The sequence below is a fragment of the Kribbella sp. CA-253562 genome (assembly GCF_050942265.1).
Taxonomy (GTDB): domain Bacteria; phylum Actinomycetota; class Actinomycetes; order Propionibacteriales; family Kribbellaceae; genus Kribbella.
On record NZ_CP192049.1, the window covers coordinates 8,505,090 to 8,529,250 of the forward strand.

Genomic DNA, 24,161 nt, shown 5'->3' on the forward strand with positions numbered 1-24,161 from the left:
GAATCTTCTTGCGGAGTCTTATCGGTCGGCTCGATAATTCGGTCATGGACTCACGCCAGCTGGAGTACTTCGTCGCGGTGGCGGAGGAGTTGAGCTTCACCCGCGCGGCGCAGCGGCTGTTCACCGTCCAGTCCACGGTGTCGGCAGCGATTCGAAGCCTGGAGAGCGATCTGAAAACGACTCTGTTCGACCGGTCGACCCGGCAGGTGAGCCTGTCCACGGCCGGGCAGGCCCTGCTGCCGGAAGCGAAGGCCGCGCTGGAGGCCTTGGACCGCGCGCGGGCGGCAGTCGAGGAGGCGTCGACCGGGCTGCGCGGGTCGGTGCGGATCGGCACGATGACTCGGCTCGGACTGGTCGATCTGGCCGACCTGCTCGGCGCGTTCTACCAGCGCTATCCCCTGGTCGATGTCCAGGTGACGACGTCACCGAGCGGGTCCTCAGGATTGGCGGACGACGTACGGCATGGCCGGCTGGACGTCGCGCTGGTCGGGTTGAAGCGGGCTGACCTCGCCGGGCTCGACGTGCGTGAACTCGCCACGGTGCCGTTCGTCGTCCTGGTGCCGTTGACGCACCACCTGGCCGAGCGGGCGCAGGTGTCGCTGGCGGACCTGGCCGGGGAACGGTTCGTCGACATGCTGCCGGGCTTCGGCAACCGGACCAACGTCGACCGGGCGTTCGACGCCGCGGGACTGCCGCGGCGGGTGCGGGTCGAGGTGCCGGACTTGACGACAGTGCCGGAGTACGTCCGCGCGGGGCTCGGCGTGGCCGTCGTACCGGATCTTGATCCGGGGCAGCTGCCTGGCATCGCCCGGCTGCGCCTGACCGGCGTCGACTTGACCTGGACGCTGTCGGCGATCACCTTGCGTGGCCGTCCGCCGAGTCGCGCGGTGGCCGCGCTGCTCGACCTGATGGCGGACAGTGTCCGCCCGGGCGGCACCCGGTTCTAGGAATTTCCGGCCGCCGATTCGGTGTTGTAAGCAGTGCCTTTGGTGATTGATCACCAAAGACGCGGACACCCAAGACCTGGGCGCCTTCGCGAAGGATCGTCCGGCACGTTCCTGCCGGCGGAGGAAGGAAGTGCGTGATGGCTACTGTCTCGTTCAAGGGCGCGACCCGGGTGTACCCGGGCACCGATGCTCCTGCCGTGAACCAGCTCGACCTGGACATCCAGGACGGCGAGTTCATGGTCCTGGTCGGGCCGTCGGGCTCCGGCAAGTCGACCGCGCTGCGGATGCTGGCCGGCCTGGAAGAGGTGAACGAGGGGTCGATCTACATCGGCGACCGCGACGTCACCAACAGCCCGCCGAAAGAGCGCGACATCGCGATGGTCTTCCAGAACTACGCGCTCTACCCGCACATGACCGTGGCCGACAACATGGGCTTCGCGCTCAAGATGCAGGGTCTCCACAAGGAAGAGCGCGCCAAGCGCGTACTGGAAGCCGCCAAGCTGCTCGGCCTCGAGGAGTACCTCGACCGCAAGCCGAAGGCCCTGTCCGGTGGTCAACGTCAGCGCGTCGCGATGGGCCGCGCGATCGTGCGCAACCCCCAGGTGTTCCTGATGGACGAGCCGCTGTCGAACCTCGACGCCAAGCTGCGCGTCCAGACCCGCACCCAGATCGCCGAACTGCAGCACCGCCTCGGCGTCACCACCGTCTACGTCACCCACGACCAGATCGAGGCCATGACCATGGGCGACCGCGTCGCGGTCCTGAAGGACGGACTGCTGCAGCAGGTCGACACCCCGCTCAACCTGTACGACGCCCCGAAGAACAAGTTCGTCGCGGGCTTCATGGGATCGCCGGCGATGAACCTGATCGACGCCGAGATCGTCGAGGGCGGCGCGAAGATCGGCGACTACATCGTACCGATCGAGCGCGCACTGCTGGCCAAGGCCGGTGACGACAAGACCCTGACCCTGGGCATCCGCCCGGAGGCATTCCACGTCGCCGACGAGGGCCTGCCCGTCCGCGTCTCGGTGATCGAGGAACTCGGGTCCGACGCCTACCTGTACGGCAACGCGGAGCACACCGACGAGCGGCAGCACATCATCGCCCGGATCGGCACGCGGACCCGCGCGGAGCAGGGCGCGCTCATCCACCTCGCACCGGAGCCCGGCAAGCTCCACCTGTTCTCCACGTCCACCGAGGAGCGGCTCACCGCCTGACCTCCTCCCACCAGCCCGTAGTACGGCCTAGTGGCTCGACACGTACTACGCACTCGGCCCCGAAGCGGTTCGCCGCTTCGGGGCCACGGTGATTTCAGCGCCGGCGGAAATCCGATTGACCGTGGCCGGCCTGTGCTCTTGGCTGGGGCGGTGACGATCGAGCGGAGCAATCCTCCGGCGCTGCATCCGACGCCGGGGTACCACCACGTGACGACTGTTCAGGCGTCGCAGCTGGTGTTTCTGGCTGGACAGTGTCCGTTGGATCCGGCCGGTGAACTGGCCGAGGGCGGGCTCGAGGGGCAGACGGCGCAGGTGATCAGCAACATCCTGACCGCGCTGGAGTCGGCGAACGCTCGGCCCGAGGACGTCGTGCGCACGGTGATCTACGTGGCCAGCGCGGACCGGGACGAGCTGGCGGCGGTGTGGACGTGGCTCAACGAGTCGGCGTTGGCCCCCGCGTTCACCACCGCCAGCACGTTGCTCGGGGTCGCCCAGCTCGGCTTTCCCGGGCAGCTCGTCGAGATCGACGTGACGGCCGCGTTGGCGTGATCGCCCGGCCCTTGAGGCCGGGCCTGTCGGCCGGTCTCAGATCGGGTGGTTCGGCTGGAGCAGGCCGGTGGGGTCCAGCTGCTGCCGGAGCTTCTCGAGTCGTTCGAGGTCGGCGGGTTCGTAGGCCTCGGCGACTTCTTCCGGAGTGAGCGGGCCGAAGCTGAAGTTGAGCTGCCGGCCGATCGACGTCCAGGGCTCGAGGATGCCGCTGTGCAGCGCGGAGAAGTCCTCGTCACCGGGTGAGAGCACGGTCAGCGCGTACTGCGCCTCGCGGCGGCCGACGGCGTTCGGGATCGCGGGCGGGCGGGACAGCGCGCCGCCGAGGTGGCGGATGCCGACGACACACATCGCGGGCGCCTTCGGTCCGGCCAGCTCCGGGAGGGTCGAGAGCGCGACCGGGTCGAGCTCCGCGAGCAGGATGTTGCGCCCGCGGTAGCCATGCGGCTGCTCGGGTTCGGCGAAGATCCGGCCGGACTCGGCGTACGGGATTTCTCCGAAGGTGTCCATCACCGGCTCACCGAGCGCGCGAAGCGGCGCGATCAGTTGCTCCGCGGTGGCCAGGTCGGCGAGCACGCAGAGCTGAAGCTGCGCGATGTGCTTGCCGCGCAACGGCTCCGGGACCATCGGCAGGTCGGGAATCACCAGGGCGGTGACCGCCGCGGTGATCTCCTCGGGCACGGTCTCGGTCCACTCGCGCCAGACCTGCAGTGCGTCGGGCGTGACCGCGAGGTCGTAGTACAGGCTGCCGCCGGCAATGCTGGTGACCTCGAAGAGGCCGATCTCGAGCTCGGTGACGATGCCGAAGTTGCCGCCACCACCGCGCAAGGCCCAGAACAGGTCCTCGTCGTCGGGCGTCACCGACCGCAGCTCGCCGTCGGGCGTGACCAGCTCGATCCGCCGGACGTGATCGGCGGCGAAGCCGTACTTGCGCGCCATCAGGCCGATGCCGCCGCCGAGGGTGTACGAGATTGCGCCGACGCCGGGGAAGCTGCCGGACAGCGGAGCCAGCCCGTACGGCGTGGTGGCGGCGACCACCTGTTGCCAGGTCGCACCGGCCTGGATGGCCGCGGTCCTTCGAGCCGGGTCGACCGTGACGCCGGCGAAGTCGCGGGTCGTCACCAGTACGCCGTCGGTCGGCGTGGTGTGGCCGTGCCCGCTCGCCTGGACCGCGAGGCGCAGGTCGTGGTCGCGGGCGTAGCGCACCGCTTCCTGGATGTCGTGCGCACTGGTCGCGCCGAAGATCCGCGCGGGCCGGTGCGGATCGCGGCGCTGGAAGCCGGTGCGCTGGTCGTCGTAGCCGTCGGTTTCGGGGGTCCATGTCTTCATGGCGCCGACCGTAGAACGCCTTCCGGACAGAAGTTGTCCTCAAGCTGTGGATATCTTTGTGGATATGAACGACCTGCCGGGACGACTGCTGCGGCTGCTGTCGCTGTTGCAGAGCCGGCGGGAGTGGTCGGGCGCCGAGCTCGCCGAGCGGCTGGGGGTGACCGACCGGACCATCCGCCGCGACGTCGACCGGCTGCGCTCGCTCGACTACCCGGTGGTCGGGACGACGGGCACCGCCGGTGGCTACCGCCTGGTGTCCGGACGGGCGATGCCGCCGCTCGTGCTGTCGGACGAGGAGGCGGTGGCCGTCGCGGTCGGTCTGGCCGGCGCGGGCAGTGGTGGGGTCAGCGGGTTGCACGACAGCTCGATGAGCGCGTTGGCGAAGCTGTCCCAGGTGCTGCCGCCGCGGCTTCGTCCACGGGTGGCGGCGGTGGGCGCCGCGTCGGTGGTCGCGCGGGCGGATCTCCCCGAGCTGGATCCCGGCCGGCTGGCGGTGCTCGCAGCCTGCTGCCGGGATCTGGAGATCGTTGCCTTCAGCTACGAATCACGCCGGGGTGAGACCACCAGCCGGCGGGTCGAGCCGCATCAGCTGGTGGCGTTGGTGGGGACTTGGTACTTGCTGGCGTTCGACCCGGACCGCGACGACTGGCGCAGCTTCCGGGTCGACCGGATCAGCGACGTGCGGCCGAGTCGGCACCGGTTTACCCGGCGGGACATCCCCGCGGCCGACGCGGCGACGTACCTGGCTGATTCGTTCGCGGCGGCGACGTACCGGCACTCGGCGGTCCTGCACGTGCGGCTGTCGGAGGAGGAGGTTCGCGAAGGCTTCTACGGCCGGTGGCTGCCGGGGACCGTCGTACCGACCGGGCCGGACTCGTGCACGGTCACGCTGAGCGCCGACTCACCCCAACTGCTGATCCAGTACGTCGCCGGAGTGGTTGCCCTGGGCGCCGATTTCACGATCGAGGCGCCGCCGGAGACCGCTGAGATCATCCACTCGGTGGGGAGCCGGCTGGCGTCGAGCTAGGCGGTGATCAGGCCGATTCCCAACGTCAGTACACCGACGGCGAGCGCGGCGGCGCCGAGCCAGAGCACCCAGAGGAACTGGTTCGGCTGGGTGCGTCCGGCGCCCGCCGACGAGGCGAAAAAGCCGCCGGACATCAGGATCGCCGCGACGGGCAGCGCGAGCCGGCCGATCCACAACCAGGCGCCGCTCAGGCCGGTCGCGTCGACGTACAGCAGGCCGACCAGGCTGAGAATGACCAGGACGCCGGCGTGGCCGTGGCCGGCCCGGGCGAACGCCTTCTGGAAGTCGGTCATCGGCACCTGACCGCGCACGATCTTGGTCAGGAACCAGCCGCCGAACTCGATCGTGACGATGGTCAGCAGGACGACGCCGGCGATGATCCGGGACGGATCGGACATGGGGAGTGCTCCTTCAGTGGTGGACGAGCTCGCGCTCGGGTGTGGACGGCGTACGGGTGGAGCGGGCAGCCCAGACGGCGACCGCGAGGTAGAGGACCTGCTCGGGGATGCGCTGCCACAGCGGCGACGCCGCGCCGCCGGCGAACGGGATCTGCTCGACGGCCGCGTAGATGTTGGCCGGGAGCAGCGCCACGAACAGCGCCGCGAGCGACCAGCCGGCGGCTCGTCTTGTTGCCGTCAGCACCAGTCCGAGAGCGCCGAGCAGTTCGAGGACGCCGGTCAGGTAGACCATCGCGCCGGCGTACGGGACGAACGGCGGGACCATCCGGACCAGGTCGGCGTGGTTGGGCATCACGGTGACCTCGGCGGGCACGAAGTGTGCGCTCGCTGTCAGCACCAGCATCACAGCCAGTCCGTGCGCCGCGGCCACGGGCCAGCGGGCGAACCGGCGGACGCCGAGCGCTCCCAGCCCGCGAAACCCCAGTGTGGCGAGCACGAGAACTGCCACGGTCATGAGCCACCTCCTTGATGGATAGTGCGACTATCCGCTAATGGATACTGCTACTATCCATCACAGGTCAAGGGAAGGCAAGGCGGTTATGCGGATCGCGGAGTTGTGCCGGCAGTCGGGCGTCCCGGTGCCGACGATCAAGTACTACCTACGGGAGGCGTTGCTCCCGCCGGGCGAACTGACCAGCCCCAACCAGGCGAGCTACGGCGAGGCGCACCTGCGCCGGCTGCGACTGATCCGCGCCCTGGTCGACCTCGGCCAGGTCCCGATCGCCAGGGTGAAGGAAATCCTCGAAGGCCTGGACTCGGAGTCGATGACCCTGCACGAACAGATCGGCCGGGCGCATCGCGCGATCACGCCGACCCGCACGCCGACCGCCACCACCGACGCGCGAACCGCCGCGACCCTGCAGGTCAACGACCTGATCGCCCGACGCGGCTGGACGGTCGAACCCGACGCGCCCGCACTCACAACCCTGATCGAAACCGTCGCCGCCCTACGCAGCCTCGACCAGGATCACCTGGTCGCATTCCTCGACTCCTACGCCGACGCGGTCGAGAAGTTCACCGCGCTCGAGGTGGCCGCGGTCACCGAACGCACCGACCGCGACCAGATCGCCGAGAGCGTCGTGATCGGCACGGTGCTCGGCGAGACGCTGATCTCCTCGCTGCGCTTGCTGGCCCAGGAGTCCCTCTCCGCCGCTCGCTGGCGAGCGCCTCGCTGACAGGACTGGGGTGACACTGGGCCGTGCGCCCCTGAACGGCACCCGCTCGACTGCTCATCGAGTTTCGGTGGACCGCAGCCCCGTGAGCAGGACGTCGAGCAGCCGAGGGACGCGGTCGTCCCACTCCTCGGGCTTCACGTGCGCGAGGAACCAGGACAGCAGGATCACGTCGCGCGGCTCGACGTCCCCGCGCAGCACACCGGCGTCGGCGCCGGCGGCCAGCAAGGCACCCAACGCCTGCCCGAGCTTGGCGTGGGTCTGAGCCGAGATCTCGGCCCAGACCGAGGAGTCGACCGCCTCGATCACACCCCGCTTGACCTGCGCGTACGCCGCCAGCCGGCCGAGCCAGCGCTCCAGGGCCGCCACGGGCGCGTGGTGCTCAAGCAGCCGGTTGGCCTCAGCGACGAGCTCGTCGATCTCGCCGGTGTAGAGCGCGGCGACCAGCTCGTCACGGGTGGCGAAGTGGCGGTACAGCGTGCCTTGCCCGACGCCGGCCTTCTTCGCCACCGCGCTGAGCTTGAGCTCACCCGGCTCGGCGATCAGCTCGCGGGCCGCCTCGAGAATGGCGGTCCGGCTGCGGGACGCGTCGCTTCGCACGGTCGAGCACCTCCTGGGTTGCAAACGGACAAAGTGTCCGCTTCAATGAAGTGGACACTTTGTCCGATTCACTGCACAGGAGACTAGTCATGGCATCGTTCGACGACAAGGTCATCGCGATCACCGGCGCCAGTAGCGGAATCGGCGCCGCGACAGCGCGCCGGCTCGGGCGCGCCGGGGCGGCGGTGGTGCTCGGCGCCCGGCGGAAAGACCGGCTCGAAACCTTGGCCGAGGAGATTCGCGGGGCCGGCGGACGGGCCGTGACAGTGGCGATCGACGTCGCCGACGCCGACGACGTACGCCGTCTCGTGCAGACCGCCGTCACGGACTTCGGCCGGCTCGACGTCCTGGTCAGCAGCGCGGGCATCGGCCCGATCTCGCCGATGGCCGCGCGGCGCGCCGCCGACTGGGACGCGATGATCGACGTCAACCTGCGCGGCGTACTGCACGGCATCGACGCGGCCCTACCGGTCTTCGAGCACCAGGGCCGCGGTCACTTCGTGACGATCGTGTCGACCGCCGGCCTGAAGATCACGCCGACGATGGCGGTGTACGGCGCCACGAAAAACGCGGTGCGCACCGTCCTGGAAGGCCTGCGCCAGGAGTCCACCGACGGAACCATCAAGACCACCGCGATCTCCCCCGGCTACGTCCGCACGGAGTTCGGCGACTCGATCACCGACCCCGCGATCCGTGCCCAGATCGGCCAGGGCATGGCCGAGTTCGCCCTCGACCCCGACCAGGTCGCCCGCGCGGTCGAGTACGCGATCGACCAGCCCTGGGAGGTCGAGATCGGCGAACTCTCGATCCGCCCCACTGTCCAGGGCTGACGCCCACCTCAGCTCGCGCCGCCCACCCGGTTGATCGGCTCGGTCAGCCGTCGTGGGCCATGTCGACGAAGCGGGAGTAGTGGCCCTGGAAGGCGACGACCACGTCGGCGGTGGGGCCGTTGCGGTGCTTGGCGACGATGAAGTCGGCTTCGCCGGGGCGGGTGGACTCGCGCTCGTAGGCGTCCTCGCGGTGCAGCAGGATGACGACGTCGGCGTCCTGTTCGAGCGAGCCGGATTCGCGCAGGTCGGAGGCCATCGGGCGTTTGTCGGAACGCTGCTCGGAGCCTCGGTTGAGCTGGCAGATGGCGACGACGGGGAGTTCGAGCTCTTTGGCGAGCAGCTTGATCGAGCGGGAGAACTCGGAGACCTCGAGCTGGCGGGACTCGACCTTCTTGCCCGACGTCATCAGCTGGAGGTAGTCGATCACGATCAGGCGCAGGTCGTGGCGCTGCTTGAGGCGGCGGGCCTTGGCGCGGATCTCCATCATCGTCAGGTTCGGCGAGTCGTCGATGAACAGCGGGGCCTCGGAGACCTCGCCCATCTTGCGGGCCAGCCGGGCCCAGTCCTCGTCGGTCATCTTGCCGTTGCGCATGTGGTGCAGCGGGACCTTCGCCTCGGCCGAGAGCAGCCGCATGGTGATCTCGTTGCGGCTCATCTCCAGCGAGAAGATGCACGAGGTCAGGCCGTGCCTGATCGAGGCGGAACGGGCGAAGTCCAGGCCGAGGGTGGAGTTGTGGGTCGGCACCATCGTCTTGCCGGCCAGGTACAGGTGGTCGGGGTTGTCGACCTCGACACAGCGCACCGGGACCGAAGCGACCGGCTCGATCCGCTCGATCCGGCGGTCGGGCTCGCCGAGCACGCCGGTGGTGACGCCGTGGCCGGCGATCTCCCGCGGCGCGGACTTGGGGATCGCCGGGGCGAAGCTCGGGTACGCCGACAGCGCGCTGTGCAGGTCGAGCGTCGTACAGACCACGGGCTGGCCGCCGTCCTCGACGACCCACTGGTGCTCCGCGTCGGCGACCAGCGTCGTGCCGTCACTGAAGGTCAGCTGGTAGCACGGCCGGTCGTACATCACGTCGGTGGCGGCGACCACCCGGGTCGGGCGGCCGTCGGCGTCCAGCAGCACGTCGCCGGTGACGACCTCGCCCATCGTCGTCCAGCCCGACGGCGTCGGCAGCGGGGTGTCCAGCGCGAGCGCCTTGCCCATCGCGGGACGCGCGGCGACGATGATCATCTGGCCCGGGTGCAGGCCGTTGGTCAGCTCGTCGAGGTCGGTGAACCCGGTCGGTACGCCGACCATCGCGTCGCCGCGGGAGTCGATCGCCTCGATCTCGTCGAGCGCGCCCTCCATGATGTCCTTCAGCGGCGCGTAGTCCTCGGTGGTCCGCTTCTCGGTGACCTGGTAGATCTCGGCCTGCGCCTCGTCGACGACGTCGTCGACCTCGCCCTCGCCGGCGTAGCCGAGCTGGACGATCTTGGTGCCGGCCTCGACCAGGCGGCGCAGGATCGCCTTCTCCCGGACGATGTGCGCGTAGTAGCTGGCGTTCGCGGCCAGCGGGACCGAGGCGACCAGGGTGTGCACGTACGGCGCACCGCCGATCCGGGCCATCTCGCCGCGCTTGGTCAGCTCGGCGGCGACGGTGATCGCGTCGGCCGGCTCGCCGCGGGCGTACAAATCGGTGATCGCGTCGTAGACCGACTCGTGCGCCGGGCGGTAGAAGTCCGTTCCGCGCAAGGTCTCGATGCAGTCGGCGATCGCGTCCTTGCTCAGCATCATCGCGCCGAGCACGCACTGCTCGGCGGCCAGGTCCTGCGGCGGCGTACGGTCGAAGCCCATCGCCGGGTTGCGTTCTTCGTTCCCGCCGTCCGGCCCCCCGCGGAACTCCGCAACGCTCACTTCGCCCGTCCTCCTCGTCCGCCCAACGATCCAGCTTCGACCCGAACGTCTGTTCGAATCATATCCGGCCTCGCCGACAGTGTTTTCCGGCCCGCCAATGCCCCCGAGTCGGGCGGACGGCGCCGGTCACGCGACGGTACGCCCGAACCGCCGCTGCCTGGTAGCCGAGTGTCCACAGGGGGTGTGGATCACCTGTGGGAAACCCCGCGACGGCCTGTGCACAGGTTGGGAACAACCCTGTGGATATCTGCGGGAAAAGATCCACAACATCGCACTGACCTGCGGTTTTGCGAACCCACAGGTGTGGAGGAGAAAAAGATTCGAGACAGTTCGGTCCGGTGCGTTGTGCACAGCCGCCGCCAGGCACAATGAGGCCCATGCGCCTTACCAGCAGCCAGGACCGGGAGATCCTCCGGCTGGCGGTGCCGGCCTTCTTCGCCCTGGTCTCCGAACCGCTGATGCTGCTGGCCGACTCGGCGATCGTCGGCCACCTCGGCACTCCCCAGCTGGCCGCGCTCGGCATCGCCGGCACGATCCTGCAGACGCTGGTCGGCATCTGCGTGTTCCTGGCCTACGGCACCACGTCGGCGGTCGCCCGCCGGATCGGCGCCGGCGACCACAAGGGCGCTCTTGCCCAGGGCATCGACGGACTCTGGCTGGCCCTGCTGCTCGGCCTCGTCCTGGCCGTCGCCGGCGTATTACTGGCTCCGGCCGCGATCGGCGCGTTCAACCCCTCGCCGGACGTTGCCGATCACGCCGTCGTCTACCTGCGGATCTCCTGCCTGGGCATCCCGTCGATGCTGCTGCTGCTCGCGGCCACCGGCGTCCTGCGGGGTCTGCAGGACACGAAGACCCCGATGGTCGTCGCGATCGCCGCCAACCTGGCCAACATCGTGCTCAACCTGCTGCTGGTCTACGGCTTCGACCTGGACATCGCCGGCTCCGCACTCGGTACGGCGCTCGCCCAGACCGCCGCCGGGATCGCCCTGGTCGTCGTCGTGGTCCGCGGCGCCCGGCGCGACGGCGCCAAGCTGCGCCCGGACCGCCCGGGCATTGTCGCCTCGGCCCAGGCCGGCGTACCCCTGGTGGTCCGGACGCTCACGCTGCGCGTCGCGATCATCCTGGCCACGTTCGTCGCCACCTCACTCGGTACGACGTCCGTCGCCGCCCACCAGGTCGCGTTCACGCTCTGGTCGTTCCTGGCCCTCGCGCTGGACGCGATCGCGATCGCCGCCCAGGCGCTGACCGGCCGGTCGCTGGGCGCGGGTGACGTCGAGGGGACGCGGGCGATCACCCGGCGGATGATGTGGTGGGGCCTCTGGTCGGGGGTGGTCGGCGGCCTGGCCCTGTGGGGGCTGCACACGATCTACGTGCCCTGGTTCACCGAGGACCCCGCCGTCCGGCACTCGCTCTCGGCGGTGCTGCTGGTCGCCGCGCTCTGGCAGCCGGTCAACGGCGTGGTGTTCGTGCTCGACGGCGTCCTGATCGGCGCGGGCGACGGGCCGTATCTGGCCGTCGCGGGCGTGATCGCGCTGGTGCTCTACGTCCCGCTCGCGCTGAGCGTCATCTGGTTCGACGGCGGCGTGGTGGCGCTGTGGTGGGCCTTCGGCGGGTTCATGCTGCTCCGCCTGCTGACGCTGGTCACCCGCGAACGCCGGGACGCATGGCTGGTCACCGGTGCGGTTCGCTGACCGCACCGGCTACAGCAGAGGTCAGACGATGCCGACGGCGTCGCGGACCCGGTCCAGCACGACCTTGGCCCGTGCCCGGGCCCGGACGGCACCGGCCTCGAGCAGGTCGTCCAGCTCGCTGCCCGGAGCCATCAGCTCCTCGTACCGGGCGCGCAGCGGGCCGATCTGGCCGTTGATCACCTCGAACAGCTCGTTCTTCAGGTCACCCCAGCCCATCCCGCCGGCCTCCAGCCGCTTGCGGGTGTCGGCCAGCTGCTCCGGCGAGGCGAACTGCTCGTAGATCAGGAACGCCGACGAGCTGTCCGGGTCCTTCGGCTCCTCCACCGGCGTGCTGTCGGTGGCGATCCGGCGGACCAGCTTCTTCAGCTGGTTCTCCGGGGCGAACAGCGGGATGGTGTTGCCGTAGCTCTTGCTCATCTTGCGGCCGTCGATGCCCGGCAGCGTCTTGGCCGCGTCGTCCTCGGGCAGCACCAGCCGCGGCACCTTCAGCTTGTGCTCACCGAACAGGTGGTTGAACGTACCGGCGATGTCCGCGGCGTACTCGACGTGCTGGGACTGGTCCTTGCCGACCGGGACCACGTCGGAGTCCATCAGCAGGATGTCGGCCGCCATCAGCACCGGGTAGTTGTACAGGCCCATGTTGACGCCCGAGTCCAGGTCGGACTTGCCGGCCTCGGCGTTCTTGTCCCGGGCCGCCTTGTAGGCGTGCGCCCGGTTCATCAGGCCCTTGGCGGACACGCACGACAGCGCCCAGTGCAGCTCGAAGGTCTCCGGTACGTCGGACTGCCGGTACATCGTGATCCGGTCGGTGTCCAGGCCGGCCGCGATCCAGGTCGCCGCCACCGACCGGGTGTAGTACCGCAGCTGCTCGGCGTCCCGCATCACGGTCAGCGCGTGGTAGTCGGCGATGAAGTACATCGCGTCGTAGGAGTCGGCGAGCTGCAGTGCCGGCCGGATCGCGCCGATCAGGTTGCCGAGGTGCGGGTCGCCGGTCGGCTTGATCCCGGTCAGCGACACCGGACGTGCGGATTCCATAGCCATGTCCCTATTCTCCCAGAGCCCCGTACGCGGCGGCGTACCCAGCCAGCAGTCCGGCGTGCTCGGCGACCCGGTCGGGTCCCCGCGGAGCCGCTGGCAGCCTACTCGCCCGCTCCAGGTACGCCGCGAACGCCGCCGGATCCTCCAGCGCCTCCGCCGGGAACCAGACGCACGGGTGTTCGGCCCCGGCGAGCTGGTCGCGCAACGTCGGTACGTCGGGAAGCACCGCGCCGAGCCCGAGGTCCCGTGCCAACTCCAACTGCCCGGAGTGCGTGATGCTCCGGTACGGGAGCACCAGCGTCGACGCGTCCTGGCACCGCTCGACCAGCTCCTCGTCCGACAGCACCCGGTCGACGACCTCGACGCTGAGCTCTGGGTACTCCTCCGCAGCCCGGTCCAGCTCAGCCAGCTCGGCCGCACTCCGCTCCCGATCAGCCGCACCGACAGACCGCAGTACGACGCTCAGCCGCGGCCGGTCCGGCAGCAGAGCCCACGCACGGACAAGGGCGACGAGACACCGGTTCGGCCGCAACGCCCCGAAGGCGAGCAGCCCGGCACCCGTCGTACGCCGGGCTACTGCTGGCGGAACCGCGTACCCGTGTGGCAGCACGTCGGGACGCCGCCCGTACTGGTCCAGGACCGCAGCCGCCGCAGTGGAAGTCAGCGTGGTCACATGGTCGGCCGACTTCACCAGCAGGCGGGTCTTGTCCTCGAAGGCCGGCAGGTCGGACTCGATGTTGGGGACCAGGTCGTGCACGGTGAACACCAGGCGCTTGCCGGCGCGGCCCAACCGATCGACCAGAGCCGTCAGGTCGTCCGCCGACGCCAGCTCGACCGTGTGCAGATGCAGCACGTCGAAGTAGTCCCAGGGGTCCTGCGCCAGCAGGCCGCTCACCGGGATGGGCCGTCCGGTCGGGGAGGGCGCCGGGGCGAACTCCGGCGCGACCAGCTTGGCGACGTACGCGAGGTGGGACGGGACGTGGAAGATTCTCATGCCAGGGCTCGCTTCAGGTCGGCGGCGTCGTACAGCGCTCCCCCGCCCGACCGGTCCTCGGCCAATCGGATCGCGCAGGTGTGCAAGGCGGCCAGCCGGGCATGGGCAAGGTCCGACTCGGTCCAGCTCAGCAGCTCCGCCGCCGTCTGCAGGAAGCGCTGCACCGGCTCGACAGTCATCGGTCGGTAGAGCTCGTCGCGCCAGGAGTGGGTCAGCGACCCCGCAGCGCAGCCGACTGCTTCGGCGGCAGGCAGCGGACCCAGGAACTCCCAGTCGACGACTCCGCTCACCCGCGACCCGTTGACCAGCAGGTTGTCGGCCCGCCAGTCCATGTGACTCGCTCCGACCGGCCTGACCGAGCCGAGCCGAGACAGCTCGGCCCAGGTGGTGGCGATGACTTGGCGCAGCTCCTGGTCGGCCGAGCCGTCGTACGCCTCCTGCGCTCGCCGAGTCAGCCCTTGCGGTCGCGGTCGCGCCGTACTGGAGTGGAAGTCGGCCAGCGCTGACAGCTGGGCTGCGTACAGCTCGGCGCAGTGGTCTACGAGGCCAGCCTCGAGCGGAATGACGTGCCGTCCGCCCAGCAGCGTGTAGACGACGGTCAGCCCGTCCTCACAGCGATGCAGCACCTCAGGCACCGGTACGCCGGCCGCGCGGGCCCGCTGCTCGGCCTGCAGGATCTCGGTCAGCGCGTCGGGCCCGATCCACCGGTACTGCTTGACGATGGCCGGGCCGTGATCCCACTCGACCATCCAGGTGTGGTTGGCCTGCCGCGGGTGCTGCAGCCGGACGAGGTCGACCCGGCCGTACGCCTGCGACAGCTCGTGCTCGAGCTGCTCCGGCGCCCTAGCCGTCACGACCGGCCGCTCCGAGCTCGGTGATCACCCGGCCGGCCAGGTCGAGGCTCATTCCGCCGATGCCGGGCACGGTGATCACCTCGCCGATGCCGTGCTCGGTGCGCAGCGCTTCGATCCGCGCCGCGCACTCCTTCGCGGTCCCCAGCAGGCAGAAGGTCTCCACCACTTCCTCGACCGGAGGAGCTGACGAGCCCGGCTGCAGCTTGGCCATCTCGCCCATGTACCAGAGCAGGTACGGCATCAGCTCCTGCTCGGCCTCGATCTCGGTCCGCCCGGTGTGCACAGCGCGAACCAGGCCCAATCGAGGCGGCGCCGGCTGCTCCGCGACGTACGAGGTGATGGTCTTCAGCTTCGTGCCCGCGGCGGCGAGCAGCAGTCCGTGGCCGTGCTCGACCGCGGCGGCGACGGCGCGCGGATGCCCTGAGGACGACAGCCAGGTAGGGATCCCGGAGGTCTCCGGATCCGAGCGCAGCAAAGTCATCAGCTCGTCGTGCGAGGCCTGGAAGCGCTCGTCACGACCGGCGGGGTCGAGCCCGAAGCGGAGGTAGTCGGCCGCCGCGAACCCCTTGCCGAGCCCGAGCTCGAGCCTGCCACCGGACAGGCTGTTGACCAGCGCGGCCTGTTCAGCGATCCGGACCGGGTGGTGCAGGCCGAGGTTGACCACTGCCGCGCCGAGCTGGATCCGGGAGGTCGCGCGGGCCAAATAGCCCAGCACCGTGAGCGGATCGGTGCACAGGTTCCAGTCGGAGGCATGGTGCTCGGCCAGCCAGACCGTGTCGAACCCGGCCTGCTCAGCCAGGACCGCCTTGCTGACCAGGTCGTCGAGCACCTGGGCGGAGCTCCGCCCATCGCGCCTGCTGGCGAACAGCTGCAGACTGGTCATCAGCGCGCGCACGACTTCCACAGCGCGGAGAACTCGCGGAACGTGTCCAGGTACGACAGCCGGACCGCCTTCCAGTCCCCCGGGTCGGTGTCGCGCTGCTCGTACGCCGTACGCACCTGGTCGAGGCGTTCGTCGTCCCAGCCGCTGCTCAGCTCGATCGCGGACAGCAACGCGGGCTGCGAGGTCTCGGCGTCGGACAGGATCCGCTCGGCCAGCTCGTCGTCCGGCATGCCAAGGTGGATGCTCGACGCGGGAATGCTCTTGGACATCTTCGGGTAGCCGTTCAGCCCTTCCAGGACACGGAAGTACAGCGCCCCGATGTCGGCCTGCCACCCCAGCGACAGGTCACCGGCCGCGGCCTGGCGGTCGAGCGCGATGCGCGCCAGCTGGGTGAAGTACGCCTCCTCCTGGCCGGACACCATCAGCACCCGCTTCGCGCCCTGCTCGACCGGGCCGAGGATGTCGGCGACGGTGTAGAGCCCGTCGACGGTCAGGCCGACCTCGCTGCCGAGCAGCCCGTGGTCGTCGTACAGCTCGAGCAGGTCCTCGCGGTGGTCCAGGAAGTCCTGCCGGCTGAGGAAGCGGGCGAGCATCCCGGCCCGGGTCAGGTTGCCCAGGTCGAGGTGCGAGCGCAGGATCCCTCGGTCGGCGTCGAAGCCGATCGCCTGCAGGAAGTCCATCATCTGGTCGCGCACCGAGCAGAGCAGGTCCCACGGCACGTTGCGCGAGTTCCAGGCGCCGAGCTCGGAGATCACCACCGTCGTCGGGACGTCGAACCTGCGCTGCAGTTCGACGATGCCGAGCATCACGGTCAGCGTGCCGGCCGTCGGCGCGTTGGTCGGGCCGAAGCCGGTGATGATGCCGAGCGGGCCGGCCTGCTCGGCGGCCAGCACGGTGTCGGCCTCGTCGGTGTGCGAGAAGCGCCGGGTCAGTGAACCCAGCTGGTCGGTCAGCACGGCCGGGGTCGTTTCAGGGGTCAGTTCACCCAGCACGGAAACTCCTTCAGGGGATGGTGAATCCGGGCGGCGAAGATCGCCCGGCGCGGCAGGGAACCCGTTCGTCGGCGGGCTCGTCCATGGAACTGACCACGCACACTAAACCGCCCAGGGGGCACGTCGGAGCCGGTGGAAAACCCTCCCGGCCAGTGACCCTCCGCGACTTATGCTCGTCGTTCGAGCCCGACCGCCCTGGAGTTCACGTTGACCGGAGCCACCACCGTCAGCACGCGTTTCGAGCAGTACCTGCGCGACGCCACCGCCCGCGCCGAGGCGGTGGACACGGCGACGCTGGCGACACTCGGTTTGCTGCCGACACCCACCGAGCACTACCTCAGCGGGACCTACCCGCCGTTGAAGGCGATGGACGACGCCGACGAGGCCGAGGTGCTGCGCGGCACGTCGGCCGAGCTCAACCTCTACGTGCACATCCCGTTCTGCCGGCAGCGCTGCACGTTCTGCCACTTCGCCAAGGAGATCCGCGCCACCGAGGACCGCGTCACGGCGTACCTGGACGCGTTGGTGCACGAGATCGCCTTGCAGGCAAAGCGTTTGGGCCCGCGCTGGATCAGCTCGGTGTACTTCGGCGGTGGTACGCCGTCCACGCTGACGCCGGCCGAGCTGGAGCGGTTGTTCGGCGCACTGCACGAGCACTTCGGCTGGACGGCCGAGACCGAGGTGACCTTCGAGCTGCACCCGCAGGTGGTTCGCGACCGCCGCCGGCTGACCGACCAGCTCGCCGTGCTGAAGTCCGGTGGCGTGAACCGGATCGCGTTCGGCATCCAGTCACTCGACGACAAGGTGCTGAGCACGATGAACCGCGGGCACACCGCGGCCGAGGCGTTCGCGCTGATCGACTTCCTGCAGCACACCAGCTTCGACAACGTCTCGGTCGACCTGATGTACGGGTTGCCGTACGAGACCACCGAGAGCTGGTTCCGCACGCTGAACGACATCGTCGCGGCCGGCGTGGAGAAGCTGAACATCTTCCCGCTGTTCCTGAAGGTCACCGACCCGATCAGCTGGTTGTACGAGCGCCGCCCCGAGGTGTTCCCCGACGGCCGCGACCGGCTGGTCAGCCACCTGATCACCGAGGACTACCTGCGCGACCAGGGCTTTCACTCCGGTCCGGTGCTGTACTACGCCCGCGCCGACCACCACTCGCGCCAGCAGGCGTCGAAGTTCGACGAGATCGACTCGGTCAACCTGCTCGGACTCGGGGTCAGCTCGTTCGGCTACCTGGGCGGCACGCAGTACTACAACCACTGCGACCTGGACACGTACCTGTCCCAGGTGATGGCCGACCGGTTGCCGTTCTGGCGCGCGTTCACGCTGCCCGAGGACGAGCTCGCCCGGCGCAACACGATGTTCGCGCTGCGCTCGGCGGGAGTGCACCGTTCGTCGTTCGCCGACCGCTTCGGCGCGGTGCCCGAGGACCTGCTGCCGGAGCTGAAGCAGTTCGCCGACCTGGGGTTGCTGGAGCTGACCGACGACGTCTGGCGGACCAACGAGATCGGTGCCTACTGCATCGACTCGATGTCCGCGCAGCTGGCCAGTGACGACATCGTCCAGCGGGTGCGCGCGACCAACGAACAGATCGTCGACCCGCGCCGCAACCTGCTGGAGCAGCACGACTATTCGCCACTGGGCCGGACCGGGGCGAGCGTCGCCCGGCCGCACGGACCCGGGCGGCGATGACGCGGACTCTCGTCGTCCTCGGGGCCGGTGGACGGCTCGGCCCCGCGGTGGTCGCGGCGGCCGAGCACGCCGGGTACGACGTACTCCAGGTCGGACGGGCGACGGGATTCGACGCGGTCGATTCTGCCTGGCAGCAGCCGGAGCGGTGGTCGGCGTTGTACCTGTCCGCCGGGGTGGAGTCGGTGGCGGCGGTCGTGAATCTCGTGGTGAGCAAGGCGAACTCGGCCGATGAGACCGCGGCGGTCGGTCGCGGCGCGGTCCGTGCGGCAGCCGCCGCGAAGGCAGCCGCTGTCCCGGCCCAACAGTCAGCCGGCCATGGACTGCGGCCCGACGGTGCCGCGGTCGCGGTGCACTTGGGCAGTGTCGCCGAATGGCGATCCGGGCCGCCGTCGGCGTACGCGGCGGGCAAGATCGCGGCCCGGCAGGAGGCGCAGCGGGTCGGGATCGACGTCGTTCTCACGCTGGGCGTCGTACCGCGGCCGGCTGGGGATCAGCGGGATGCGGCCCTGCGGCGGCTGGCCGGTCGGGCGCCGTCAGTCGGAGCGCTGGAGCTGGACGTGTCGACGGCTGAAGAGGCAGGTGCGGCGGTGGTCCGGGCAGTGTCCTACGCACGCGACCACTCGACGCCGGCCGAGATCACGTTGGCAGGAAGGTCCCGGGCAGTGGCGGAAGTGGTCGGTGTCGAGCCGGTCAGACACTGGTACTCCGGTGCGCTGGTCTCCCTGTTGGCGAAGTCGCCACGCACCAGCAACACCGGATACGCCCGGCTCGTCTCGTTGGCCCGGGCTGCCTCAGGAACAGGGACTGTCGGTCACTACCGGACGGCGCCGGTTTCCTCGGCCGAGCAGGTGGCGGTACTGGACGGCTGGCCCGTGCTGGCTTCCGGAGAGGGTTTGTGGTTCGTTCCCCGATCAGATGAGGTGGTTCACCCGTGACGGTTCCTGGTTCGGTCTCCGGTCAGGCGATCACGCAGGTCCAGGCCGGCGGCACGTTGACCCGCGAGCAGGCGGCGGCAGCCTTCGGGCCGATCCTGGCCGGCGACTTCACCGGTGCCGACGTGGCCTGGGGCGCGTTGTTCGCCGCACTGCACGCGCGGGGTGCGACCTCCGCCGAGGCGCTCGGCCTGATCGACGCCATCCTTGCCTTCGACAACGAACTCGCCGATCAGCTCGCGCGGCCGGTGCCGCTCGACGTCGCCGAGCCGGTGGTCGCGGTGACCGGCAGCGGGAAGGAGTCGTTCAAGACCTTCAACGTCAGTACGGCGGCCGCGTTCGTCGCGGCGAGTCATCCGGGGGTGCGGGTGATCAAGCCGGCCGGGCGGGCGACGTCGGCGGTGACCGGCGCGAGCGACGTACTGGAGTTGCTCGGCATCCGGCTGCCGAAGACCTTGCCGCAGGTCGCCGAGCTGGCGCGGGAGTGTGGCATCGGGGTCTTCGACTACCACCTGGTCGCGCCGAAGTACGGGCCTCGGTACGAGGGGCGCTTCCATCACCTGCACCCGCTCAGTCACGTCACGCCGTGGCTGTTCATTCCGTTCCGGCTGGACGGGATGGTGTTCGGCGTGTCCGAGCCGCGGGGTGCGCTGGCGGCCGCGGTGATGGTCGAGTGGGGAGTCCGGCGGGCCGCGGTGGTGTCGACAACGGTCGGCGAGCACGGGCGGATCGACGAGTACGCGCCGTTCGGCACGGCGGAGCTGACAATGGTTGCCGAAGGCAAGATCGAGTCGTCGGTCGTACGCCGGCCGGTGCCGGCCGACGTCCGGCAGGTCGCGCAACAGCACAACCACGAGGACAACTCCGCGATGATTCTCGACCTGCTGCACGGCCGGGCGCCGCGCGTCGCGGTCGAGCTGACGTGTGCGAACGCCGGTCTGCTGTTGCAGGTCGCCGGCGTGGCCGAGGACCACGCCGGCGGCATCGCTCAGGCAGAGGAGCTGCTGGCCAGCGGCGCCGCGCTGAAAACCCTGGACGCCTGCCGGGAGGCGTCGCTGCGGATCGTGGGCTAGATGCTGCGGAGGTGGGGCTCCCGCTGGTCGTAGAACAGACCTTCCGGGGGCTTCACCGTCGCCAGCGGGCGGGCGGTGTACTCGCTGTGGGCTCCGCGGCAGCCCGCGAACGGACCGTCGGGGCTGAGCAGCACCGACATGTGCGGATCGGCGTGGTCACGCCACCAGATCGACATCCCGGTGGCCGGGTCCAGCCGCAGGTGTTCCCAGGCGCGCCAGATCGAGTCGAGCCGGCTCAGCGCCTCGGCGTGGCGGAACCACTCCGGGCACCAGACGAACGTCTGCCCGAGCCGGCGGGCGTACAGGTACACCAGCCGGTCCTCGACGAACGCCGCGACGTGCGGGTAGTACAGCTCCATCGCGTCGTCGTCCATGGCTCCACTCCTTGCCCAGGGCTACCGGTCGGCGGGACGGGACGACCTCTCGGTCACCCGGTCGTTGTCGTCGAGCACATTGTCACCCGCGGCGGTCGTTCGGGTTGGGTGGGCTCCACTGTGCCTGGCCCCACTGCTGCTGTGGCGGCTGTTTCGACTCCTGCGTGGCCGGCCAGGTCGCCTGGGCCGGGCCGAGCGGATTGTGCTTGGCCTTCTGACCGGCGGCGATCCACGGGTTCGACGCGCCGGCGGCCGCGCCCGCGGTCGACGCGGCCCCCGGGTCGTACTGCGCCAGCGACGCGCGGACCGAAGCAGCGTCCGGCCGGGCCATCCAGGGGATCGTCTTGATCATCGTGGCCGGCGTACCGGAGGCGAAAACGACCGCGCGGCCCGGCGGCATCGAGGTCAGGTCGGAGACCTCCATGATCGCGTGCCGCTGCACCTGACTGCTGTGCGAGCGCTTGCCGCCCTCGTACGAGACCGTGTTGGAGGCGATGTCGTACTCGCCGATCAGCTTGCTCAGCCGCTCCAGGAAGTTCGAGTCGGACACGCCACCGCCGTACACGCGGATGTTGGCCGAGGACCAGAGCTTCTCGATGCCCTGCTCGCCCCAGCACTCCACTCCCTGCGCCCACGACTGCAGGATCGTCATCAGGATGATGCCGCGGGAGCCGAAGTGGCTGTAGAGATCGGGCAGGTCCTTCCAGCGGCAGACGTTCGCGGCCTCGTCGAGCACACCTACCATCGGGGTGGGCAGGCGGCCCATCGGGCAGGTCTTGGCGTAGTCCTCGGCCGCCTCGACGATCGCCACGGTGAGCGCGGCGACCAGCGGGCCCGCCGTACCGACGCCTTCCTTGGACAGGCTGTAGAGCGTTCCGCCCCGGCGGACGAAGTCCTTGGGGCTGAACTGCGGCCGGTTGTCGGCCGGGCCGTTCGGGTTCACCCAGCGGGCGACCTGGCGGTTCAGCAGGAACTGCACGTTCGGCTGGGCGGTGCCGAAGACACCGGCGCGCTGCTTGTCCGGCAGGCTGTAGAGGCTGGCCATCTGCTGCGCGGGCAGCTCGTAGCCGGGGGTGTTGTCGAGGATCCGGGCCGGCTCGTCGTTCAGCTGGTCGCTGAGCCACAGGTAGACCTGGTTGATCGGCCGGTTGGCCAGCGCGGCGGCCAGCAGCAGCCCGGACAGCAGGTCGGTCGCCACGGTGTCGAAGTAGGCGTCGGACCGCGCGCCCTCGCGCCGCTGGCTGTTCACGATGTGGTCGGCGAACTGGCGAGCCTTCACCTCGTCGGTGACGTAGCTCAGCGGGTTCCACCACCAGGTCGGCTCCTCGTCGGCGACGCCCTGGGGGTCGAACACCCAGACCGCGCCCTTCGCGCTGCGCGGTCCGCGGCTGGCGTCGACGATGTCGCGCTTGTTCGAGGTGGCGATCACCGCGCCCGGCGCGTCCAGGATGGCCGGCACCGCGCGGGTCGTGGTCTTACCGGTCCGCGGACCCCAGATGTCGATGTGCATGTCCTCCCACGAGCCGAACAGCTCGAGGTCGTCACGCACCGTCCGGCCGATGAAAACCCCCGGACCAGCGTGCCCGGCGCCGAGCCGGTTCGCGGTCTCCTGGGCGCCCTCGCGCAGGATCTTGCGCAGGTCCTTGCGGCCGGACATCAGCAGCGCGTGCCGGTCGACCCGGGACTTGCTGCCGCCCCGCCGGCGCAGCAGCACGAACACGCCGGCGACGATCGCGGCCAGGACGACGACCTCGGCGATCAGTACGCCGGTCGCCGCGCCGGGCCACTCGTACTCGCCGGTGATCAGCTCGACCAGCACCGAGAACGGGTTGCCGCCCGGCTTCTTGCCGCCGCTGATCGCCGCGCCGACCGAGGCCGCGATCCAGGTCCCGAAGGAGGCCAGCGCGATCAGCCCGATCACGGCGAACAGCGCGATCGCCTCGGGTGAGATCGCGGCGCCGCCGGTGCTCTTGCGTCCCTGTGCCATCAGTCCTCAACTCCGCTTCGGGCGACCACCCGGGTGGTCGGGTCGGGCGGGGGCAGCTGGGCCGGATCGTCGAAGGTGTACTCGGCCACCACCTCCTCGGTCCCGTCGTCGGCGATCTCCACCTTGAGCGGGCGGCCGTCGGCGCCGGTCTTCCAGAGTTTGTTGGTGTCGTTGATCTCGCGCTCGACCGAGGTCAGCCCGACGTGCACCGGGATGCCTGGCCGGCCACCGACCTTGACCAGGAAGTTGCCTCGGCCGGGCGGTGCGGCTTCCTCACCGGTGGCCGGGTCCCACGCGGGCGGGTCCTGCCAGCCGATGAGCATGTTCTGCTCCTCCTGCGACATCGGCACGACCTCGGTCAGGTTCTCCATCTCGGCCCGCGGCAGGCCGCCGCAGATCACCATGCCGGAGCGCTCGACGAAGCCCTTGGCCTTCATCCGGTCCTCGGGGTGCTCCAGCGCCAGCAGGTCGGACATCGTGTGCGAGATCATCGCCATCCCGACACCGCGCTGCCGGTTCAGCCGGGTCAGCGCGTCGACCCGGTCGACCAGACCACGCCCGGCCCGCAGGACCCGCCAGAGCTCGTCGAGAATGACGAAGTAGTGCCGCCGCGGCTCGAGGCCGGCATCGGCCAGCGCCTGGGAGACAGCGACCGCGCCGAACCCGTACGACCAGCAGGCCAGCAGGACGGCGGCCTGCAGGTTGGTCTCGGAGTCGTCGATGTTGGACACGTCGAAGACGACCGGACGGTCCAGCATCATCGGGTTGTCGGTCTGCTCCGAGAAGATCTCCCCGAGCCGGCCGCCGCCGACCAGACCGATCAGCGAGGCCTCCAGCCCTTCGGTGATCTGCCGGTACCGGTCCAGGCTGCCGCGGTCGAGGGCGACGTTGCGGACCCGGTCGGGCGCGTCCTGCACGACCTTGAGCAGGTCGCGCAGCACCGGCGTTCCCTCGTGGCGCTCGTCCAGCACCTTGAGGGCCTCGTCGAGAATGGTCTCCTCGCGGTCGGTCGGCGGGGCCGAGCGCATGATCGAGATCAGCGCCGAGACCATCGTCTGCCGGCGGCCATGGGCGTCCGCCTCGATCGCCTGCCGGGCCGACCCGGTCAGCCGCAGCGCGGCCTTGCGGGACTCGCCCGGGTCGAGCACGTTCAGGTGGCCGCGGCCGCGGCCGAGCTGGATCACCTGGCCGCCGAGGGCCTCGATCAGGTCCTTGTAGTCGGGCTTGAGGTCGCCCAGGACCAGCGGCATCACGCCGTACCCGGCCAGGCCGAGCGCCATCCGCCGGGTGATCGTCGACTTGCCCAGACCGGGCTTGCCGAGCACGAACATCGACGGGTTGGAGATCAGCTTGGCCCGCATGAACCAGCTGATCGGGTCGCAGCACATGGTCGCGCCGGACAGGATGTTGCGGCCGATCGGCACGCCGACCATCGGGCTGCCGGTGCCGGCCGAGAACGGCCACATGCCGCACACCTGCACCGTCGTACCGCGCCACTCGGCCGGGGCCTGCAAGTACGTCGAGTAGCCGCCGCCCATGCCCGGCCAGCCGCGCGGCATCGGGCGGCGGCCGCCGCGGGTCGGGTCGACCGGCTTCTTCTTCTTGCTCACGAGCTCTCC

At 70.0% G+C, this 24,161-nt stretch carries 23 protein-coding genes; 10 read left to right on the top strand and 13 right to left on the bottom strand.

All coding sequences use genetic code 11. The features are described from left to right. Positions 1-44: 44 nt before the first annotated feature. The 3 genes from ACQPXM_RS40570 to ACQPXM_RS40580 all read left to right on the top strand — a co-directional run bounded on the left by ACQPXM_RS40570 (position 45) and on the right by ACQPXM_RS40580 (position 2,713). Complete coding sequence (locus ACQPXM_RS40570) at positions 45-947, top strand: LysR family transcriptional regulator (RefSeq protein ID WP_432943304.1); 903 nt, start codon at positions 45-47, stop codon at positions 945-947. Positions 948-1,084: 137 nt separating this feature from the next. Beyond that, complete coding sequence (locus ACQPXM_RS40575; protein WP_432943305.1) at positions 1,085-2,164, top strand: ABC transporter ATP-binding protein; 1,080 nt, start codon at positions 1,085-1,087, stop codon at positions 2,162-2,164. A 150-nt stretch (positions 2,165-2,314) separates the two neighbouring features. After that, on the top strand, positions 2,315-2,713 hold the full coding sequence (locus tag ACQPXM_RS40580) for a RidA family protein (RefSeq protein WP_432943306.1): 399 nt from the start codon (positions 2,315-2,317) through the stop codon (positions 2,711-2,713). Between the two features lie 36 nt (positions 2,714-2,749). Here the strand turns inward: ACQPXM_RS40580 and ACQPXM_RS40585 are convergent, their stop codons facing one another. Next, on the bottom strand, positions 2,750-4,039 hold the full coding sequence (locus ACQPXM_RS40585; protein ID WP_432943307.1) for an FAD-binding oxidoreductase: 1,290 nt from the start codon (positions 4,037-4,039) through the stop codon (positions 2,750-2,752). A gap of 64 nt (positions 4,040-4,103) precedes the next feature. Here ACQPXM_RS40585 and ACQPXM_RS40590 point away from each other — a divergent pair, with 64 nt between their 5' ends. Continuing rightward, positions 4,104-5,066 (top strand): helix-turn-helix transcriptional regulator, encoded by a 963-nt coding sequence (locus tag ACQPXM_RS40590; RefSeq protein WP_432943308.1) that lies wholly within the window; start codon positions 4,104-4,106, stop codon positions 5,064-5,066. On the opposite strand, the gene ACQPXM_RS40595 is transcribed toward ACQPXM_RS40590, so the two are convergent. Then, a complete protein-coding gene (locus ACQPXM_RS40595; protein WP_432943309.1) occupies positions 5,063-5,464 on the bottom strand; it encodes a hypothetical protein in 402 nt (133 codons plus the stop codon). The genes ACQPXM_RS40590 and ACQPXM_RS40595 overlap by 4 nt on opposite strands. 13 nt (positions 5,465-5,477) lie before the next feature. Further along, positions 5,478-5,978, bottom strand: coding sequence for a DoxX family protein (locus tag ACQPXM_RS40600; RefSeq protein WP_432943310.1), 501 nt, complete (start codon positions 5,976-5,978; stop codon positions 5,478-5,480). Positions 5,979-6,063: 85 nt separating this feature from the next. Between ACQPXM_RS40600 and ACQPXM_RS40605 the strand changes: the two genes are divergently transcribed. Continuing rightward, a complete protein-coding gene (locus ACQPXM_RS40605) occupies positions 6,064-6,699 on the top strand; it encodes a MerR family transcriptional regulator (RefSeq protein ID WP_432943311.1) in 636 nt (211 codons plus the stop codon). A gap of 54 nt (positions 6,700-6,753) precedes the next feature. Here ACQPXM_RS40605 and ACQPXM_RS40610 read toward each other — a convergent pair whose 3' ends face one another. Further along, positions 6,754-7,296 carry a TetR/AcrR family transcriptional regulator gene (locus ACQPXM_RS40610; protein ID WP_432943312.1) on the bottom strand — a complete coding sequence of 181 codons (543 nt, stop codon included), beginning with the start codon at positions 7,294-7,296 and terminating at the stop codon, positions 6,754-6,756. 89 nt (positions 7,297-7,385) lie between these two features. Here ACQPXM_RS40610 and ACQPXM_RS40615 point away from each other — a divergent pair, with 89 nt between their 5' ends. Beyond that, entirely contained in the window at positions 7,386-8,126 is a 741-nt protein-coding gene (locus ACQPXM_RS40615; RefSeq protein ID WP_432943313.1) for an SDR family oxidoreductase, read from the top strand. A gap of 43 nt (positions 8,127-8,169) precedes the next feature. Here ACQPXM_RS40615 and dnaB read toward each other — a convergent pair whose 3' ends face one another. After that, entirely contained in the window at positions 8,170-10,023 is a 1,854-nt protein-coding gene (dnaB, locus tag ACQPXM_RS40620; protein ID WP_432943314.1) for a replicative DNA helicase, read from the bottom strand. A gap of 377 nt (positions 10,024-10,400) precedes the next feature. Between dnaB and ACQPXM_RS40625 the strand changes: the two genes are divergently transcribed. After that, a complete protein-coding gene (locus ACQPXM_RS40625) occupies positions 10,401-11,714 on the top strand; it encodes an MATE family efflux transporter (RefSeq protein WP_432943315.1) in 1,314 nt (437 codons plus the stop codon). A 21-nt stretch (positions 11,715-11,735) separates the two neighbouring features. Here ACQPXM_RS40625 and ACQPXM_RS40630 read toward each other — a convergent pair whose 3' ends face one another. From ACQPXM_RS40630 to ACQPXM_RS40650, 5 genes are read right to left on the bottom strand one after another with little or no spacing between them, the layout of a single operon-like run. Further along, a complete protein-coding gene (locus ACQPXM_RS40630) occupies positions 11,736-12,749 on the bottom strand; it encodes a tryptophan--tRNA ligase (protein WP_432943316.1) in 1,014 nt (337 codons plus the stop codon). 10 nt (positions 12,750-12,759) lie between these two features. Next, on the bottom strand, positions 12,760-13,746 hold the full coding sequence (locus tag ACQPXM_RS40635) for a hypothetical protein (RefSeq protein WP_432943317.1): 987 nt from the start codon (positions 13,744-13,746) through the stop codon (positions 12,760-12,762). Continuing rightward, entirely contained in the window at positions 13,743-14,600 is an 858-nt protein-coding gene (locus ACQPXM_RS40640; RefSeq protein ID WP_432943318.1) for a phosphotransferase, read from the bottom strand. The genes ACQPXM_RS40635 and ACQPXM_RS40640 overlap by 4 nt, the downstream gene beginning before the upstream one ends. Next, positions 14,590-15,483, bottom strand: coding sequence for an LLM class flavin-dependent oxidoreductase (locus ACQPXM_RS40645; RefSeq protein WP_432943319.1), 894 nt, complete (start codon positions 15,481-15,483; stop codon positions 14,590-14,592). Before ACQPXM_RS40645 ends, ACQPXM_RS40640 begins: the two co-directional genes overlap by 11 nt. Continuing rightward, on the bottom strand, positions 15,483-16,475 hold the full coding sequence (locus tag ACQPXM_RS40650; protein ID WP_432943320.1) for a hypothetical protein: 993 nt from the start codon (positions 16,473-16,475) through the stop codon (positions 15,483-15,485). The genes ACQPXM_RS40645 and ACQPXM_RS40650 overlap by 1 nt, the downstream gene beginning before the upstream one ends. Positions 16,476-16,682: 207 nt before the next feature. On the opposite strand from ACQPXM_RS40650, the gene ACQPXM_RS40655 reads away from it, so the two are divergent. Genes ACQPXM_RS40655 through ACQPXM_RS40665 form a run of 3 tightly spaced genes read left to right on the top strand, consistent with a single transcriptional unit; the run spans position 16,683 to position 20,181 of the window. Further along, on the top strand, positions 16,683-18,176 hold the full coding sequence (locus tag ACQPXM_RS40655) for a coproporphyrinogen-III oxidase family protein (RefSeq protein ID WP_432943321.1): 1,494 nt from the start codon (positions 16,683-16,685) through the stop codon (positions 18,174-18,176). Continuing rightward, positions 18,173-19,111, top strand: a complete 939-nt coding sequence (locus ACQPXM_RS40660; RefSeq protein ID WP_432943322.1) for a hypothetical protein — start codon at positions 18,173-18,175, stop codon at positions 19,109-19,111. Before ACQPXM_RS40655 ends, ACQPXM_RS40660 begins: the two co-directional genes overlap by 4 nt. Beyond that, entirely contained in the window at positions 19,108-20,181 is a 1,074-nt protein-coding gene (locus ACQPXM_RS40665) for a hypothetical protein (protein ID WP_432943323.1), read from the top strand. The genes ACQPXM_RS40660 and ACQPXM_RS40665 overlap by 4 nt, the downstream gene beginning before the upstream one ends. On the opposite strand, the gene ACQPXM_RS40670 is transcribed toward ACQPXM_RS40665, so the two are convergent. The 3 genes from ACQPXM_RS40670 to ACQPXM_RS40680 form a co-directional block, all read right to left on the bottom strand. Beyond that, positions 20,178-20,555, bottom strand: a complete 378-nt coding sequence (locus tag ACQPXM_RS40670) for a DUF4913 domain-containing protein (RefSeq protein ID WP_432943324.1) — start codon at positions 20,553-20,555, stop codon at positions 20,178-20,180. The genes ACQPXM_RS40665 and ACQPXM_RS40670 overlap by 4 nt on opposite strands. Before the next feature lie 82 nt (positions 20,556-20,637). Continuing rightward, entirely contained in the window at positions 20,638-22,542 is a 1,905-nt protein-coding gene (locus tag ACQPXM_RS40675; protein WP_432943325.1) for a type IV secretory system conjugative DNA transfer family protein, read from the bottom strand. Beyond that, positions 22,542-24,152 (bottom strand): ATP/GTP-binding protein, encoded by a 1,611-nt coding sequence (locus tag ACQPXM_RS40680; RefSeq protein WP_432943326.1) that lies wholly within the window; start codon positions 24,150-24,152, stop codon positions 22,542-22,544. Before ACQPXM_RS40680 ends, ACQPXM_RS40675 begins: the two co-directional genes overlap by 1 nt. Positions 24,153-24,161: the final 9 nt, after the last annotated feature.

Excerpts from the sequence above, each read along its gene's own strand:
- ACQPXM_RS40575 (WP_432943305.1), top strand. The coding sequence starts at position 1,085 with ATGGCTACTGTCTCGTTCAAGGGCGCGACCCGGGTGTACCCGGGCACC.
- ACQPXM_RS40615 (WP_432943313.1), top strand. The coding sequence starts at position 7,386 with ATGGCATCGTTCGACGACAAGGTCATCGCGATCACCGGCGCCAGTAGC.
- ACQPXM_RS40585 (WP_432943307.1), bottom strand. The coding sequence starts at position 4,039 with ATGAAGACATGGACCCCCGAAACCGACGGCTACGACGACCAGCGCACC.
- ACQPXM_RS40645 (WP_432943319.1), bottom strand. The coding sequence starts at position 15,483 with ATGACCAGTCTGCAGCTGTTCGCCAGCAGGCGCGATGGGCGGAGCTCC.
- ACQPXM_RS40590 (WP_432943308.1), top strand. The coding sequence starts at position 4,104 with ATGAACGACCTGCCGGGACGACTGCTGCGGCTGCTGTCGCTGTTGCAG.
- ACQPXM_RS40675 (WP_432943325.1), bottom strand. The coding sequence starts at position 22,542 with ATGGCACAGGGACGCAAGAGCACCGGCGGCGCCGCGATCTCACCCGAG.
- ACQPXM_RS40660 (WP_432943322.1), top strand. The coding sequence starts at position 18,173 with ATGACGCGGACTCTCGTCGTCCTCGGGGCCGGTGGACGGCTCGGCCCC.
- ACQPXM_RS40595 (WP_432943309.1), bottom strand. The coding sequence starts at position 5,464 with ATGTCCGATCCGTCCCGGATCATCGCCGGCGTCGTCCTGCTGACCATC.
- ACQPXM_RS40600 (WP_432943310.1), bottom strand. The coding sequence starts at position 5,978 with ATGACCGTGGCAGTTCTCGTGCTCGCCACACTGGGGTTTCGCGGGCTG.
- ACQPXM_RS40670 (WP_432943324.1), bottom strand. The coding sequence starts at position 20,555 with ATGGACGACGACGCGATGGAGCTGTACTACCCGCACGTCGCGGCGTTC.
- ACQPXM_RS40635 (WP_432943317.1), bottom strand. The coding sequence starts at position 13,746 with ATGAGAATCTTCCACGTCCCGTCCCACCTCGCGTACGTCGCCAAGCTG.
- ACQPXM_RS40605 (WP_432943311.1), top strand. The coding sequence starts at position 6,064 with ATGCGGATCGCGGAGTTGTGCCGGCAGTCGGGCGTCCCGGTGCCGACG.
- ACQPXM_RS40570 (WP_432943304.1), top strand. The coding sequence starts at position 45 with ATGGACTCACGCCAGCTGGAGTACTTCGTCGCGGTGGCGGAGGAGTTG.
- ACQPXM_RS40625 (WP_432943315.1), top strand. The coding sequence starts at position 10,401 with ATGCGCCTTACCAGCAGCCAGGACCGGGAGATCCTCCGGCTGGCGGTG.
- ACQPXM_RS40630 (WP_432943316.1), bottom strand. The coding sequence starts at position 12,749 with ATGGAATCCGCACGTCCGGTGTCGCTGACCGGGATCAAGCCGACCGGC.